The organism is Plantactinospora sp. WMMB334 (assembly GCF_049179095.1).
GTDB lineage: Bacteria > Actinomycetota > Actinomycetes > Mycobacteriales > Micromonosporaceae > Plantactinospora.
The window spans coordinates 7,602,377-7,618,250 of sequence record NZ_JBMHME010000002.1; the positions used below are offsets into that span (position 1 = coordinate 7,602,377).

13 protein-coding genes and 1 pseudogene are annotated in these 15,874 nt (G+C 73.8%); 7 read left to right on the forward strand and 7 right to left on the reverse strand.

What is annotated here, in order from left to right; translation table 11 throughout:
- Positions 1–55: 55 nt before the first annotated feature.
- From ACN27G_RS32985 to ACN27G_RS33010, 6 genes and pseudogenes are all read right to left on the reverse strand, one after another.
- Entirely contained in the window at positions 56–2,242 is a 2,187-nt protein-coding gene (locus ACN27G_RS32985; RefSeq protein ID WP_421496556.1) for a biotin carboxylase N-terminal domain-containing protein, read from the reverse strand.
- A gap of 107 nt (positions 2,243–2,349) precedes the next feature.
- Positions 2,350–3,888 carry an acyl-CoA carboxylase subunit beta gene (locus tag ACN27G_RS32990; protein WP_421497555.1) on the reverse strand — a complete coding sequence of 513 codons (1,539 nt, stop codon included), beginning with the start codon at positions 3,886–3,888 and terminating at the stop codon, positions 2,350–2,352.
- Between the two features lie 59 nt (positions 3,889–3,947).
- A complete protein-coding gene (locus ACN27G_RS32995) occupies positions 3,948–5,669 on the reverse strand; it encodes an acyclic terpene utilization AtuA family protein (protein WP_421497556.1) in 1,722 nt (573 codons plus the stop codon).
- Between the two features lie 77 nt (positions 5,670–5,746).
- Complete coding sequence (locus ACN27G_RS33000) at positions 5,747–6,556, reverse strand: TIGR03084 family metal-binding protein (protein ID WP_421497557.1); 810 nt, start codon at positions 6,554–6,556, stop codon at positions 5,747–5,749.
- A 36-nt stretch (positions 6,557–6,592) separates the two neighbouring features.
- A pseudogene (locus ACN27G_RS33005) lies at positions 6,593–7,195 on the reverse strand (TetR/AcrR family transcriptional regulator); the annotation flags it as partial.
- A 186-nt stretch (positions 7,196–7,381) separates the two neighbouring features.
- Positions 7,382–8,059: a Crp/Fnr family transcriptional regulator gene (locus ACN27G_RS33010; protein WP_192766500.1), complete on the reverse strand. Its 678-nt coding sequence runs from the start codon at positions 8,057–8,059 to the stop codon at positions 7,382–7,384.
- A gap of 276 nt (positions 8,060–8,335) precedes the next feature.
- On the opposite strand from ACN27G_RS33010, the gene ACN27G_RS33015 reads away from it, so the two are divergent.
- The 7 genes from ACN27G_RS33015 (at position 8,336) to ACN27G_RS33045 (ending at position 14,441) form a co-directional block, all read left to right on the forward strand.
- Positions 8,336–9,001 carry an adenosylcobinamide amidohydrolase gene (locus ACN27G_RS33015; RefSeq protein WP_421496557.1) on the forward strand — a complete coding sequence of 222 codons (666 nt, stop codon included), beginning with the start codon at positions 8,336–8,338 and terminating at the stop codon, positions 8,999–9,001.
- Positions 9,002–9,191: 190 nt separating this feature from the next.
- Entirely contained in the window at positions 9,192–9,437 is a 246-nt protein-coding gene (locus tag ACN27G_RS33020) for a hypothetical protein (RefSeq protein WP_421496558.1), read from the forward strand.
- Between the two features lie 71 nt (positions 9,438–9,508).
- Complete coding sequence (locus ACN27G_RS33025; RefSeq protein ID WP_421496559.1) at positions 9,509–10,705, forward strand: CapA family protein; 1,197 nt, start codon at positions 9,509–9,511, stop codon at positions 10,703–10,705.
- 176 nt (positions 10,706–10,881) lie between these two features.
- The gene (nth, locus tag ACN27G_RS33030; RefSeq protein WP_421497558.1) at positions 10,882–11,676 is read left to right on the forward strand and encodes an endonuclease III; all 795 of its coding nucleotides are present in this window, start codon (positions 10,882–10,884) and stop codon (positions 11,674–11,676) included.
- Between the two features lie 59 nt (positions 11,677–11,735).
- Positions 11,736–12,458, forward strand: coding sequence for a TlpA family protein disulfide reductase (locus tag ACN27G_RS33035; protein ID WP_421497559.1), 723 nt, complete (start codon positions 11,736–11,738; stop codon positions 12,456–12,458).
- Positions 12,455–13,195, forward strand: a complete 741-nt coding sequence (locus tag ACN27G_RS33040) for an NUDIX hydrolase (RefSeq protein WP_421496560.1) — start codon at positions 12,455–12,457, stop codon at positions 13,193–13,195. The genes ACN27G_RS33035 and ACN27G_RS33040 overlap by 4 nt, the downstream gene beginning before the upstream one ends.
- A 67-nt stretch (positions 13,196–13,262) precedes the next feature.
- The gene (locus ACN27G_RS33045; RefSeq protein WP_421496561.1) at positions 13,263–14,441 is read left to right on the forward strand and encodes a MarP family serine protease; all 1,179 of its coding nucleotides are present in this window, start codon (positions 13,263–13,265) and stop codon (positions 14,439–14,441) included.
- Positions 14,442–14,513: 72 nt separating this feature from the next.
- Here the strand turns inward: ACN27G_RS33045 and mycP are convergent, their stop codons facing one another.
- Entirely contained in the window at positions 14,514–15,827 is a 1,314-nt protein-coding gene (mycP, locus tag ACN27G_RS33050; protein ID WP_421497560.1) for a type VII secretion-associated serine protease mycosin, read from the reverse strand.
- Positions 15,828–15,874: the final 47 nt, after the last annotated feature.

Genomic DNA, 15,874 nt, shown 5'->3' on the forward strand with positions numbered 1-15,874 from the left:
TGCCTTCCGGAGGTGTGGGGACCTGGGTGGTGCCGGACGTGCCGGCGGCGGGTGACTAGGGTCCGGGGTCTGCGGCGCCGGGCGGCTGCTCGGGCGTGACCACGGCGAGCACCGCACCGGTCTCCACCTGGGAGCCCGCGGCGACCCGAAGTTCGGTCACCACCCCGGCGGACGGGGCGGTGACCGGATGTTCGAGCTTCATCGCCTCCAGCACGAGCAGCGGCTCACCGGCGGTGACCCGCTGCCCGGCCGCCACCAGCAGTCGGCCGACCACACCCGGCATGGGCGCCAGCAGCGAGCCCTCGGCCAGCGCGGGTGTCGGCTCGGCAAACCGGGGCAGCTCGGTCAGTACGACCGAACCGTCCGGACCATCCACGTAGGAGACGTCACCCACCCGGTGTACGGCGAAGGCGAGCCGCACGCCGTCGACGGCCACGACGGTGCGGGACGGTCCGGCATCGAGCACCACCACCCCGGCCGGCCCGCCCCGCTCGACCCGCCCTACCTGCTCGCCCCGCTCGGCCGGCCCTACCGGCTCGCCCCGCTCGGCCGGCCCCGCCCGCTCGGCCGACTCGGCCCGCTCGGCCGGCTCCGCCTGTTCGGCCGGCTCCGCCTGTTCGGCCGGCCCCGCCCGCTCGGCCGGCCCCGCCCGCTCGGCCGGCACGGCAGTGAGCGGCCGGAACTGCCAGTCGAGCAGCTCCCCGGAGCGGTCCAGGCGGTAGGCCACCTCCACCGGACCGGTCGGGGTGGCGTACCCGACGACCTGCGGCCCGCTCGGTACGTTGCGCCAGCCGGAGGGGAGGGTGCCGAGCACCGGCGCGCCGGCCCGGCGGGCGGCTGCCCCGGCCAGCGCGGCGGCCAGGCAGGCCAGCCCGACCCGGCCCGCGGGCATCAGCGGAGCGAAGACCTCCGGATGACGACCGAGGAAGCCGGTGTCGATCTCGGCGGCCCGGAACTCCGCCGAACGCAGCACCCGGACCAGCAGGTCCCGGTTGGTCGTCACGCCGTGCAACTCCGCCCGACGCAGCGCGGTGGCCAGCGCGCGGACCGCCTCGTCCCGGGTCGGCGCCCAGGCGATCAGCTTGGCGACCATCGAGTCGTAGTGCATGCCGACGACGGAGCCGTCCCGCACTCCGGTGTCGAGCCGCAGCCCGGCGTCGCGCCGCGGATCGGGACGGAACTCGACGGTCACCCCCGGTACGGCGAACCGGTGCCACGTGCCGGCGGCCGGTAGCCAGTCGGCGGTGGGATCCTCGGCGCAGAGGCGTACCTCGATCGCGTGTCCGGTGACCGGCGGTGCGGCCGGCGGCAGCGCACCACCCTCGGCGACCAGCAGCTGCAGCCGGACCAGGTCGGTGCCGGTGACGCACTCGGTGACCGCGTGCTCGACCTGGAGCCGGGTGTTCATCTCCAGGAAGTGGAACTCGCCGGCCGGGGTGAGCAGGAACTCGACGGTGCCCATCCCCAGATAGCCGACGGCGCGGGCGGCGGCGACCGCCGCCTCCGCCAGGGCGGTACGCACCTGCGGCGTGACCGCCACCGAGGGCGCCTCCTCGACGATCTTCTGGTGCCGGCGCTGGATCGAGCACTCGCGTTCCCCGAGGGAGAGCACGGTGCCGTGCGCGTCGGCGACGATCTGCACCTCGACGTGGCGGGCCCGCTCGACGTACGGCTCGACGAAGACCGTGCCGTCGCCGAACGCGGCGGCGGCCTCGCGCCGGGCCGACTCGATCGCCCCGGCCAGCTCGCCGGGGTCCCGGACGATCCGCATCCCGCGCCCGCCCCCACCGGCCGCCGCCTTGACCAGCACCGGAAACGCGGTCACCTGCTCGGCGGCGGAGTACGTCGGCAGCATCGGCACGCCCGCGTCGGCGAGCAGCGCCTTGGCCTCGGTCTTGTCGCCCATCGCCGCGATCGCCTTGGCCGGCGGGCCGACCCAGGTCAGGCCGGCGTCGCCGACCGCGGCGGCGAAGCCGGCGTGCTCGGCGAGGAAGCCGTAGCCGGGGTGCACCGCGTCGGCACCGGCCCGCTCGGCCGCCGCGACCAGCAGATCCACCCGCAGGTACGTGTCGACCGGCGCGGCGCCGGGAAGCCGTACCGCGTAGTCGGCCTCGGCCACGTGCGGCGCGTCGGCGTCCGGGTCGGAATACACGGCGACCGTCTCGATGCCGAGCGACCGGCAGGTGGCGAAGATGCGTCGGGCGATCTCGCCCCGGTTCGCCACCAGCAGTCTGCGGATCATCCGCCACTCCTCCTGTCGATGTCGGGCTCGGACCGGGTGATGTGTTGGGAAGGGCCCCCTGTACAACAGAATGCGATAAGCGGGGGCCCTTCCTTGCACCTTGCACGTCAGTGGCGGAAGACGCCGAAGGTGTGGGCGCCGGAAACTGGTCCGCTGTGGATGGCGGAGAGGCAGAGGCCGAGGATCGTGCGGGTGTCCCGGGGGTCGATGACGCCGTCGTCGTAGAGCCGGCCGGAGAGGTACAGCGCCGCCGACTCCGCCTCGACCTGCCGCTCCACCGTGGCCCGCATCGCGGCGTCGGAGTCCTCGTCGTACGGCCGTCCCCTGGCCTGCGCGGCCTGCCGGGCCACGATCGAGAGCACCCCGGCGAGCTGCGCCGGCCCCATCACCGCCGACCTGGCGTTCGGCCAGGTGAAGAGGAAGCGCGGCTCGTACGCCCGGCCGCACATGCCGTAGTTGCCCGCCCCGTACGACGCGCCGAGGTTGACGGTCAGGTGCGGCACCGTCGAGTTCGACACCGCGTTGATCATCAACGCGCCGTGCTTGATGATGCCGTGCTGCTCGTACTCGGTGCCGACCATGTAGCCGGTGGTGTTCTGCAGGAACAGCAGCGGGGTGTCGGCGGAGTTGGCGAGCTGGATGAACTGGGCCGCCTTCTGCGCCTCGGCGGAGAAGAGGACTCCCTGCACGTTCGCCAGGATGCCGACCGGATAGCCGTGCAGGCTGCCCCAGCCGGTGGCCAGGGCACGCCCGTAGGCCGGCTTGAACTCGTCGAAGTCGGAGCCGTCCAGGATCCGGGCCAGCACCTCGCGCGGGTCGAACGGCACCCGCAGGTCGCCGCTGGCGATGCCGAGCAGCTCCTCCGGGTCGTACTTCGGCGGCTCGGGCGTCGCGCGGCCGGGCGGCGGGCCCTGCTTGCGCCAGTTGAGCCGGCGTACGCACCGCCGGGCCAGCCGCAGTCCGTCCCGCTCGTCGGCGGCGACGAAGTCGGCGAGCCCGGAGGTGCCGGCGTGCATGGCGGCGCCGCCCAACGACTCGTCGTCGGCGTCCTCGCCGGTGGCCATCTTGACCAGCGGCGGCCCGGCCAGGAAGACCTTCGCCCGGTCGCGCACCATGATGGTGTGGTCGGACATCCCCGGCACGTAGGCGCCACCGGCCGTGGCGGTGCCGAAGACCACCGAAATGGTGGGGATCCGAGCGGCGGAGAGCCGGGTCAGGTCCCGGAACACCTCTCCGCCGGGGATGAAGATCTCGGCCTGGCTGGGCAGGTCGGCCCCGCCGGACTCGACCAGGTTCACCAGCGGCAGCCGGTTCGCGGCGGCGATCTCGCCGGCCCGCCGGGTCTTCCGCAGCGTGTACGGGTTGATCGCGCCGCCGCGTACGGTCGGGTCGTTGGCGACGATGACGCACTCGACGCCCTCGACCACCCCGATTCCGGTGACCACGCTGGCGCCGGTCGGGAAGTCGGTGCCCCAGGCGGCGACGGGGGAGAGTTCCAGGAAGGGCGCGTCCCGGTCGAGCAGCAGCTCGATCCGTTCCCGGGCCAGGAGTTTGCCCCGGTCGTGGTGCCGGGTCACGTACTTCTCCCCGCCACCGGCCCGGGCGGCGTCCAGCGCGCTCTCCAGCTCCGCCAGCCGCGCCAGCATCGCGCCCCGGTTCTCCCGGTACGCCGCAGCCGCCGGATCGACGGCCGTCCGCAACACACTCACGCTTCGTTCCTCTCGGCGTCGGTGCCGGCTGGTGCATCGAGCAGCGCGGCCGGCAGCTCGACGATGCGGGCCCGCAGGAGCTCGCCGAGCGCCTTGGCCTGCGGGTCGAACCGGGTCGAGCCGGCGGCTCCGGCGCCGAGCAGGCCGGCGATGACGAAGTTGACCGCCCGCAGGTTCGGCAGCTCGTGGCGGCGCACGGCGAGCCCGGCCGTCTCGGGCAGCAGGATGCGCAGCCGTTCGACGGTCAGCCAGCCGAGCAGCCAGCGGTATCCGGCGGCCGAGCGGGCCCAGACGCCGAGGTTGGCGTCGCCGCCCTTGTCGCCGGAGCGGGCGCCGACCACCGCCCCGAGCGCCGCCCGCCGGGTCTGCCCGGCTCCATCCGACCCGCTGCCGGTCGCCTCGCTGCGGTCCGACCCGCTGCCGGTCGCCTCGCTTCCTTCCGGCCCGCCGCTGGTCAACCCGCTCCCGGGCTGGTCGGTGCCGGGCTGGTCGTCGTGCCGGGCGGTGACCGTCGGAGCCGCGATGTCGCGCCGCTCACCGGAGGGCAGCACGGCGAGGTGGCGTACCTCGTCCTGGCCGACCTCCTCGGCGGCGAAGACACCGAACGGGCTGGCGTCGCCGGGCGGGGTGGTAAGGGTGCAGCCGGGGTAGGAGGCCAGGACCAGTTCCACGGCGGCGGCCGAGAAGACCCGCCCGGCCCGCTTCGGGTCACCGTCGGTCAGGTGTACGTGCAGCAGCGCGCTCGCCGTCTCGGTGTCCGCGGCGTCGGCGTGGTCGGTACGGGCGAGCGCGAACTCCAGCCCTTCGGCCCCGATCGCCTCGGTGAGCTGGGCCCGGACCAGTGCCGCCTTCGCCTCGATCTCAAGTCCACAGAGGACAAATGTCATCGAGTTGCGGAAGCCGCCCAGCCGGGTCACCCCGACCTTGACGGTTGGTGGCGGAGGCGTGCCACGGACCCCGGTGACCCGTACCCGGTCCGGCCCGGCGTCGGCCAGGGTGACCGTGTCGAGCCGGCTCACCACGTCCGGGCCGAGGTAGTCCGGGCCGGCGATCTCGTAGAGCAGTTGGGCGGTGACCGTCTCCCGGGTGACCGCGCCGCCGGTGCCCGGATGTTTGGTGAGCACCGCCGAGCCGTCCCGGCGCAGTTCGGCGACGGGGAAGCCGGGGCGGCGGCCGCCGTCCGGCAGTTCGGTGAAGAAGCTGAAGTTGCCGCCGGTGACCTGGGCGCCGCACTCCAGCAGGTGGCCGGCGACGGTCGCCCCGGCGAGCGGGTCGAGGTCGGCGCGGCTCCAGCCGAAGTGGGCGATCCCCGGGCCGACCGTGAGCGAGGCATCGGTGACCCGACCGGTCACCACGATCTGCGCCCCGGCCGCAAGGCAGGCGGCGATGCCGAACGCCCCGAGGTAGGCGTTGGCGGTGAGGGCGCCGGGGTGATCGAGGGCGTCGCCTTCGACGTACCCGATCCGGGCGGGCAGCCCGAGCCGGTCGGTGAGGTCGCGCAGCGCGGTCGCCAGCCCGGCCGGGTTGAGCCCGCCGGCGTTGGTCACGATCCGGACGCCACGTTCCAGCGCGGTGCCGAGGCAGGGTTCGAGCTGGCGGAGGAAGGTGCGGGCGTAGCCGAGCCCCGGGTCGCGCTGCCGGTCGCGGCCGAGGATCAGCATGGTCAGCTCGGCCAGGTAGTCGCCGGTCAGCACGTCGAGGTCGCCACCGTCGAGCATCTCCCGCCAGGCACTGGACCGGTCACCGTAGAACCCGGAGGCGTTGCCGATCCGCAGCACGTCGGGGTCGGCGCCGATCACCGCACCGCCCCACCCGGCTCGCGGTTGCCGGCGGGTTGCCGGCCGGCGCCGGGCGGGCCGGCGAATGCCTGGGCGATGCCGAGCCATTCCGTGGCGACCGGCCCGACCGTGACCAGGGCCAGGTCGGTGTGGTGGCGGCGCCGGGTGACGAGCAGGCAGAAGTCCAGCGCCGGCCCGGTGATCCGGTCCGCCGCGTCGGGCGGTCCGAACTGCCAGAGGCCGCCGTCGGGGCCGGTCAGTTCGACGCGTACGGGTGTGTCCGGGACCGGGCGGCCGCGCGTGGCGAAGGCGTGCCCGATCGTCCGGGCGCCGAGGTAGGCGACGTGCCGGAGCCGGGCGGTCGGCGTACGGGTGATGCCGAGCGCGTCCGCCACGTCCTCGCCGTGCGCCCAGGTCTCCATGATCCGGGCGGTGGCCGTGGAGGTGGCCGACATCCGCGTGCCGTACCACGGGATCTTCGCCCCGGGCGGCAGGTCACGCAGCGCCCGGCGCAGGGCCGCCCGGCTCGCCCGCCAGCGTTGCAGCAGCTCCGGTACGGGTGCCAGGAATTCCTCCGCACCCTTGTCGACGAAGTTGTGTGGATCGTCCGTCGCCCGCCGGAGCCACTCGGTGAACCCGTCGGGGTCGGTGGCGGCCAGTGTGGTGACATGATCGGTCCAGGCCAGGTGCGCGATCTGGTGCGCGACGGTCCAGCCCGCTGCGGGGGTGGGCCGGGCCCACTCCGTCTCGGGCAGGTCGACGACCATGGATTCCAGGGCGGACGACTCGGCGTCCAGGTCGGTCAGCAGGTTGTCGAGATCGACCATGCGGAACTCCTTGCCGGTGTGGCGGTCTCCTCGAGGGGTGGCGACGATCGAGGCGAGTTGGCGTTTCCAGAGGCCGAGCAGGGCGGCGCGGCGGGTCGAGTCGTCGGAGAGCAGGTTGGCCACGCCGAGCCCGCGCAGCAGGTCGAGGGTTGCCTGGATCGCCTCGCGCACCCCCGGCCGCCGTTCGTCGGCGCCGAGCAGATCGACGGTGAGCCGGTGCATCTCGCGGCCGACGAGAGCCTCCAGCGGCACCAGCGCGTTCCGCAACTCCGGATCGGTCCGCCCGGCGACCCAGAGTTCCAGAGCGGCGACGAAGAGCGGGCCGGTGAAGGCGCTGGCCAGCATGTCGATGACCTGGTCGAGCCGTTCCGGGCCGCGTGGCAGGCCGGCCGCCTCGGCGCGGATCTCCGCCGCCCGTCGCTCGGCCAGGTGCTCGACCGCAGCCACCACCAGGGCCGTCTTGGTCGGGTAGTGGTGCAGCTGGGCACCCCGGGACACCCCGGCCCGCGCCGCGACCACCGTGGTGGTGGTGCCCGACCAGCCCCGCTCGACCAGGCACTCCACGGTCGCTTCCAGCACCCGGGCCTGGGTGGCCCGGCTGCGCTCCCGCTGCGGAGTACGGCTCGGGTTGGTGGACACGGCATCCACCCTGCCGGCTCAGAAACAAACAGTCAAGCCTGCTTGTTTCTGCCAAACACCAAGATCGCAGATCTAGGAATGTGAGTGCCGCTATGGCGACGTTCCGGTTCCAAGATCTGCGATCTTGCAGTTGAGGAGGGGGTGGGGGTGGGGGTGGGGGGGCGGTTTGGCGTGTGTGTGTGTGGGTTAGACGCGGGCGCGGCGGGCCAGGCGTTCCGGGTCGAGGATGATGATGCTCTTGCCGTCGAGGCGGAGCCAGCCGCGCGAGGCGAAGTCGGCGAGTGCCTTGTTGACGGTCTCCCGGGAGGCGCCGACGAGCTGGGCGATCTCCTCCTGGGTCAGGTCGTGCGTGACCCGGAGCACGCCGCCGTCCCGGGTGCCGAACCGGCCCGCCATCTGGAGCAGGTTCTTCGCCACCCGGCCGGGCACGTCGGTGAAGATCAGGTCGGCCAGGTTGTCGTTCGTCCGGCGCAGCCTGCGGGCGAGCACCCGGAGCAACTGCTCGGCGATCTCCGGGCGGTTGTTCAGCCAGGGGCGGAGCGCCTGCTTGCGCAGCCGGGCGAGGCGGGTGTCGATCACGGCGGTGGCCGTGGCCGTACGCGGGCCGGGGTCGAAGAGGGAGAGCTCGCCGACCATGTCGGAGGGGCCCATCACGGCGATCAGGTTCTGCCGGCCGTCGGCGGCCCGTCGGCCAACCTTGATCTTGCCGCTCAGGACGATATAGAGGCTGTCGCCCGGTTCGCCCTCGTTGAAGACGATCTCGCCCTTGCGAACCTCGATCGTCTCCATGTCCTTCGCGAGTGCCTCGGCAGCCTCGGGGTCCACGCCCTGGAAGATCCCGCTCCGAGCCAATACCTCGTCCATCGCGCACCTCCGCCCGCGCGAGCCGTCCGCGGCCGAGTTCCGGCCGGTGTTCCGGCGCGCGTCGCCAAGTCTAGGCGCATGTGAAGAGTAATCGGAGGAGCACCCCTGGAATCTTGATCTGGTACGGGGCAGCGTAACCCCAGATGGGCCGGGGGTGCGCCCGGTTTGGCGCAGGGTGTGTCCGGGCGGGCGGGTCCACCGCCCGCCGGGCCGGGAGCCGACGAACCCGCCCGGCCGGGCGGGAGGTCGGTCGGGCCCGGACCGTAGGGTCGTCCGGTGCCCACGGATCCGCTGCTCACCTCTCGCCCCGAGGACGGTCGGGACGTCCCGCTGCTGGTCTGGCGGCTCGACCGGCCGGTGCTGGCGGTCAGCTCCGGCCCACTCGGCGGCGGGATCGGCGTACGGCACTGGGTGGTCAACGCGACCGTGCCGATGTCGTACGGACGGGACGACCCGGACGTCCACCTCGGCGAGCTGGCCGACCTGCTCGACCTGCGCGGACCCGGGGTCGGGCTGCTCACCGGCGTCGACGTCGCCGAGGTGGTGACCGCCGACGACGCCGGTGTCCGGGTCTGGGCCACGATCGGTCTCGGTGCCCCGATCTGGGCGGCGGCCGATCCCGCCCCCGGAGCCGGGCACGTCGACCCCCGGCCCGTCGGGACGGTCAACATCGTCGCGCTGCTGCCGGAGCGGCTGGGTGACGCCGCCCTGGTCAACGCCGTCGCCACGGTCACCGAGGCGAAGGCGCAGGCGCTGTGCGAGCTGGGGTTGCCGGCCACCGGCACCGCCACCGACGCGGTGACCCTGCTCTGCCCACCCGACGGCCGCCCGGCCCCGTACGGTGGCCCACGGTCACGCTGGGGCGCCCCGCTGGCCCGCGCCGCCCACCGGGCCGTACGCGACGGCGGCGCCCGGCCCACCGTCCCCTGGTCGCACCGGTAGGCGTCCCCCGCTCCCGGATCCCGTGCGGTAGCCTGCCCGACACCGCCCCCGGCGGACCGGCCCGTCGCCTCGGGCGGACTGCGTCTGGCGGACCACGTCACCCTGCCCCACCGCGAGCCGGGCCTGGGCCGGGACGCCCTGATCGACGTCGACATCGAGGTCGAACTGAGCCGGTACGACGACAAGCGGGGTGCGCCCCCCAGCGGGCGCGCCCTGGGCACACCTCATCGTGAAGCTCCACGCCAACCCCGGTCGGGTCGCGTTCAAGGTCGACCTGCCGCGCAGCCTCACCGTCCGGACCGCCGCCGGGCAGGTGCTGCGGATTCCGGCCGGGACGAGGTTGACCGTGCCCGCCCACCAGGCGCCGGGTTCGACGGTGACCGTCCCGGCCACCTGGTCCGGCGCCTTCCAGGTGCCGGCGACGCCGGGACCGTGACGTTGAAGTGAGGGAACATCGGCCGGTCGGTGGTCGCCCCGCCTGCCGGATGCCGGTACTGTTCCCGAGCGATGTACCACACCGACCCGACCCCGCCGAAGCCGCGCCGGAAGTCCGGCGGAGCCGGCCGCACCGCGCTCGTGGTGACCGCCGTGCTCGCCGTGCTCCTCGGTGTGGGCGCGGTCGGGGTGGCCGCCTTCGACATGCTGGGCGACGACGCCGCGGCTCCGGAGGCGGCGCCGAGCGCCAGCTGGGGCAGCGACCCCGCTCCGTCGCCCACCGGTGAGCCGGAGCCGAAGGTCGTCTCCATGTCCGCGACCGGGGACATCGTGATGGGCAACGCGCCGGGGCGGTTGCCGTCCGGCGGCGGCAAGGGCTTCTTCGACTCGGTCAAGAAGGCGCTCGCCGCCGACCTGGTGATGGGCAACCTCGAGGAGCCGCTGACCGACGACACCGGCACCTCCAAGTGCGGCGCCAACTCCACCCGCTGCCATCAGTTCCGGGCGCCGCCGTCGTACGCCGGGCACCTCGCCGATGCCGGCTTCGAGCTGCTCAACCAGGCCAACAACCACGGGTACGACTACGGCAGGGCCGGCTACGAGAACACCCAGGAGGCCCTGGAGAAGCACGACCTGGAGCACACCGGCGCGCCGGACCAGATCACGGTGGTCGACGTCGAGGGCGTCACGGTCGCGGTGGCGGGCTTCTCGTCGTACGTCTGGTCCAACAGCCTGATCGACATCGGCTCCGCCAGGAAGGTGATCCAGAAGGCGGCCACCATGGCCGACCTGGTCGTCGTGCAGGTGCACATGGGCGGTGAGGGCTCCGACAAGACCCGGGTGCGGCCGGGCACCGAGATGTTTCTCGGCGAGAACCGGGGCGACCCGATCAAGTTCTCGCACTCGATGATCGACGCCGGTGCCGACCTGGTCGTCGGGCACGGGCCGCATGTGATGCGGGCGCTGGAGTTCTACAAGGGGCGGCTGATCGCGTACAGCCTCGGCAACTTCGCCGGTGGTGGCGGGACGCTCAGCAACAACGGCCGGCTCGGCTGGGGTGCCGTGCTCAAGGTGTCGCTGACCGCCGAGGGTGAGTGGGCGGGCGGGCAGCTCGTCTCGACGTACATGAACGGGGCGGGCAAGCCGACGATGGATCCGCAGCGGCGCTCCGCCGGCCTCGTCCGGGACCTCTGCAGGACCGATTTCCCGAAGACCGGGGCACGGGTGGCGGCGGACGGCAAGATCTCGCCACCGGCCGCCGCGAGCTGACCGGAGGTTCCCCGTACCACCGGCGGTTCAGCCCTGCCAAACCCGGGGTTCGGCGCCGCACGGGCTCCCGGGCGGTGGTGTCGGCGCGGCGACGTAGGCTGGCCGGCGTGAGTGTGAGAGACGACTCGGCCGGCGCCGCCGACGTTGGAGTCGCGCCGGGCGAGGCGACCCGGGCGATCCGGGCGGCGCGGCCGACCCGGCGTACCGTGGAATCCGATCTTGGCCGCAAGCGGCGGGCCCGGCGGATCGGCCGGGTGCTGACCGAGACGCACCCCGACGCACACTGCGAGCTCAACCACCAGGGCCCGCTGCAACTGGCCGTGGCGACGATCCTCTCGGCCCAGTGCACCGACCAGCGGGTCAACGAGGTGACACCGAAGCTCTTCGCCCGCTACCCGACGGCGGCCGACTACGCCGGGGCGGACCGGGCCGAGCTGGAGGAGATGATCCGGCCCACCGGCTTCTTCCGGAACAAGACCAACTCCCTGATCAACCTGGGCCAGCAGCTCGTCGAGGGGTACGGCGGCGAGGTGCCGAGCCGGATGGCCGACCTGGTGAGCCTGCCCGGGATCGGGCGGAAGACCGCGAACGTCATCCTCGGCAACGCCTTCGGGGTGCCCGGGATAACCGTCGACACCCACTTCGACCGGCTGGTGCACCGCTGGGAGCTGACCACCGAGACCGACCCGGTCAAGATCGAGCATGCCGTCGGGGCGCTCTTCGAGCGACGCGACTGGACGATGCTCTCGCATCGGGTGATCTTCCACGGTCGCCGGGTCTGCCACGCCCGCAAGCCCGCCTGTGGTGCCTGCACCCTGGCCAGGCTCTGCCCCTCCTACGGGACCGGCCCGACCGACCCGGCCGCCGCCGCGAAACTGCTCAAGGGCCCTCGGGCCCGCGAGCTGGCGGTGCAGGCCGGGGTCGATCCCGATCTGGTGCCGGCGACCGCCGCCGTCGGCGACGTTCCGTGACACGCCCGCCGCTGCGCGGGACGTTGTCACCGCGTGGGGTGCCGGCACGGCGCGGGGCGCTGTCACCGCTGCCCGGGGCGTTGCTGGTGTTGGCGTTGCTCGCCGGCACCGGCGCATGCACCGGATCGGAGCGGGACGCGGAGCCGGAGACCGGCGCGGCGCCGGCCGACGGAAGGGCCACGACGACGGCGTTCGCCGACTGTGGCGACGTGACCGCCCCGCTCAGCACCTCGCCGGCCGTGCCGGGGATGTCGGCGGGGTCGGGGACGCCCGCGGTGCCGGGGAGGTCGGCGGGGCCGGGGACGCCCGCGGTGCCGGGGAGGTCGGCGGGCTCGGGGGCGTCGGCGGGGTCGGGATCGGCGTTGCCGGCGGTGCGTCTGCCCTGCTTCTCCGGGGAGACCGAGGTCGCCGTCGGCGAGCTGCGTGGGCCGGCGGTGATCAACCTCTGGGCCTCGTGGTGCCCGCCGTGCCGCCGGGAGCTTCCCGCCTTCCAGCGGCTCTCCGCCCGGGCCGGCGACCGGCTCCGGGTGATCGGCGTGAACACCCGGGACAGCTGGCCCGCGGCCGAGTCGATCGGAGTGGACTTCGGGCTGGAGTTTCCCAGTCTCTACGACCGCGACCAGACGCTGCTGCGGGAGCTGGGCGGCCGCGCCGTGCTGCCGATCACCCTCTTCGTGGACGCCGACGGGCGGATCCGGCACCGGGACGAAACCGGCGCCCTCGACGACGCCGCGCTGACCGCGTTGGTCCGGCGGCACCTGGGGGTGGCGGTGCCGTCGTGACCGAGCACGAGACCCGGCACGACACCGGGCGCGACCTTCCGGCGTGGTGCGAGCCGCTGCTCACCCGGGTCCGGTCGGCCCGCACCGAGGACTTCACCCGGGTGCCCACCCCGGCCGACGGTGGGCGGGCCAGTGCCGTGCTCGTGCTCCTCGGCGAGCAGCCCGAGCACGGGCTCGACGTCCTGATCCTGCAACGGGCCGCGACCCTGCGTACCCACGCCGGCCAGCCCGCCTTTCCGGGCGGGGCCTGCGATCCGGACGACGTGGACGCGGCGGCGACCGCCCTGCGCGAGGCGGACGAGGAGGTGGGCCTCGACCCCGGCAGCGTCACCGTGCTGGCCCAGCTCCCCCGGCTCTGGATCCCGGTGAGCGACTTCGTCGTCACCCCGGTGCTCGCCTGGTGGCACCGCCCGCACCCGGTGCACCCCCGCGAGCCGGCCGAGGTGGCGCACGTGGCCCGGCTGCCGATCGCCGAGCTGGTCGATCCGGCCAACCGGGTCCGGGTACGCCATCCCAGCGGCTGGATCGGTCCGGCCTTCCAGTCCCGGGGCATGCTGGTCTGGGGCTTCACCGCCGGGGTGCTCGCCGCGTTGCTGGAGATGGCCGGCTGGTCGCGGCCCTGGTCGCAGGAGCGGGTGCTGGACCTGCCGCCGACGAGCCCGCCACCGACTCCCGCGGTCGGCACCGAGGAGCAGCCCGCCGAGTTGGACAAGATGGCCGGCCCGCCACTCTCCTGAGCCCGCGTCCGGCGCGGGTTCAGGAGCGCTGGCGGCGGTTCTCAGGTCTCCCCCGTACCCTTAACGGGTGTCGGTGGTGGATGTCGTACTGGTCCTGCTCATGCTGCTCTTCGCGATCAGCGGTTATCGGCAGGGGTTCGTCATCGGCCTGCTCTCCTTCACCGGGTTCTTCGGCGGCGCCCTGATCGGGTTGCAGGTCGGCCCGCTCCTCGCGGAGCAGTTCTCCAGCAACTCCACCCGGGTCGTGGTCGCGCTCGTCTCGATCTTCGGACTGGCGTTGCTCGGCCAGGCCCTCGCCGGCTGGCTCGGTTCACACCTGCGCCACGCCATCACCAGCCGGGCCGGCCGCACGGCCGACGACATCGGCGGGGCGGTCGTCTCGCTGCTCGCCGTACTCCTGGTGGCCTGGCTGGTGGCCGTCCCGCTGGCCTCCTCCTCGCTGCCCTGGCTGGCCAGCGCGGTCCGCAACAGCGCGCTGCTGACCGTGGTGGACCGGGTGCTGCCGCCCGAGGCCCAGGCGCTGTCCAAGGCGTTGCGGGACACGGTCGACACGCGCGGCTTCCCGGACGTCTTCGGCGGGCTGACCCCGACCCGGTCCCGGGAGGTGGCCTCGCCCGACCCGGCGCTGGCCGGTTCGCAGGTCGTGGTGAACGGTCGGCGCTCGGTCGTCAAGGTGCTCGGCAGGGCGCCCAGTTGCTCCCGCCGGATCGAGGGCTCCGGTTTCGTCTACGCCGAGGACCGGGTGATGACCAACGCGCACGTGGTCGCCGGCACCCGGACCGTCTGGGTGGAGCTGGACGGCGACCGGCGCAACGCCCGGGTCGTCGTCTACGACCCGGAGCGCGACCTGGCGGTGCTCTACGTGCCGGGCCTGGAGGCGCCGGCCATGCCGTTCGCCGCCGCCGAGGCGGATATCGAGGACGACGCCATCGTGCTCGGGTTTCCGCTGGACGGCCCCTACAATGCCCAGCCGGCCCGGATCCGGGACGTCGGGGAGATCGCCGGCCCGGACATCTACGAATCGGGCCGGGTCAACCGGGAGATCTACACGATCCGGGGCCTGGTCCGGAGCGGAAACTCGGGCGGCCCGCTGGTGGCCCGCGACGGGCAGGTGCTCGGCGTGATCTTCGCGGCGGCGGCGGACGACCCGAACACCGGTTTCGCGGTGACCGCCGACGAGGCCCGGTCCACCGCCGAAACCGGCCTGGAGCGGACCAGGGTCACCAGCACCGGCGCCTGCACCTGACAACCGGCGCCCTGACAACCGATATAACCCCGGAACCGGCGACCGGCGGCCGTACCGTGGGGCGGGGCGGCGTCAGGAACCGTTGCGGCGGAACCGGCGGCGGAGGGCGAGCGCCGCTGCGGCGACGGCCAGGGCGAGGAGGGCGGCGGCCCCGCCGCCCCAGAGCCCGGAGAACCGTTGGACGACCTGATTGCCTGCCGGCTCGGCGTCCCAGTTGGCCGAGCTGCCGGATGCCGCCGTGCCGACCCCCTCGGGTTGCTCGGCGGCGGGCGGAGTCGTCGGTTCCTGACCGGGGGCGGAGCCGAACCCGGCCACGCCGGGCGGTGCCCCACCGTCGTCCAGCGGATTGGCCCGTACGCTGGAAACCTCGCCGTTCAGCGCGGCGACCGGGTCGACGACACCGAAGCCGAACCGGTCGTCCCGGCCGGACGGCCCGACGTCCCGGGCGGTGCTGATCAGGCGGTTGACCACGTCACCGGCGGACATCTTCGGCCAGTGCGACCTGACCAGCGCCGCCGCCGCAGCCACCAGCGGAGCGGCGAAGCTGGTGCCCTGCACCCGCCAGACGCCGCCCGGCCGCGCACCGGTGATGCTGGTGGCCGGCGCGGTGAGTACGGTCTCCGGCCCGGTGATCGAGCCCGACCAGAGGGCGTCGCTCTCCCGTTCCAGGCCGGCCACCGCGACCACGCCGGGCTCGCGGGCCGGGTACCAGACCCGCTTGCCGGAAGAGGATCCGAGGTTGCCGGTGCAGGCGACGACGACCACGTCGCGGGCGAAGGCGTAGTCGAGCGCGGCGGCGAGGGCCGGGCTGTCGCCGGTGCCGCCGAGGGAGAGGTTCACGACCTGCGCGCCGTTGTCGACCGCCCAGCGGACGCCCTTCGCCACGATCAGGGCGTCGTCGTAGCGGTTCTCCTCGTCGAGCACCCGGACCGGCAGGATCTTGGCCTTGGGAGCCAGCCCGGCCACCCCGCGGCTGTCGTCGTTGCGTCCGGCGATCAGCGCGGCGACGGTGGTGCCGTGACCGACCGGGTCGGTCTGCCCGTTGCCGGTCCCGTCCACCAGGTCGATGCCGGACAGGACCTGCCCGGCGAGGTCGGGGTGCGAGGCGTCGACGCCGGAGTCGATCACTGCCACGGTGACGTCCCTGCCGGTGGCGACCTTCCAGGCGGCCTTGGCGTCGAGCTCCGTCAGCTGCCACTGCTCGTCCCGCACCGGGTCGGCCAGCACGGGCGCACCTGCCGGCGGTGCCGGCGCGGCAGCGACCGGCGGCACGGCGGCAGCCGCCGGTGCGGTGGGTGGACCGGCCAGCGGTCCGGCGATCCCGGCCGTGGCGAGTAAGGCCGCTCCGGCGACCCGGGCGACAGCACGTCTGTGTTGATGCGGCAGCCTGGTCACAGTGTGGTCATTTCACCCCTGGGGACACATGATGCACG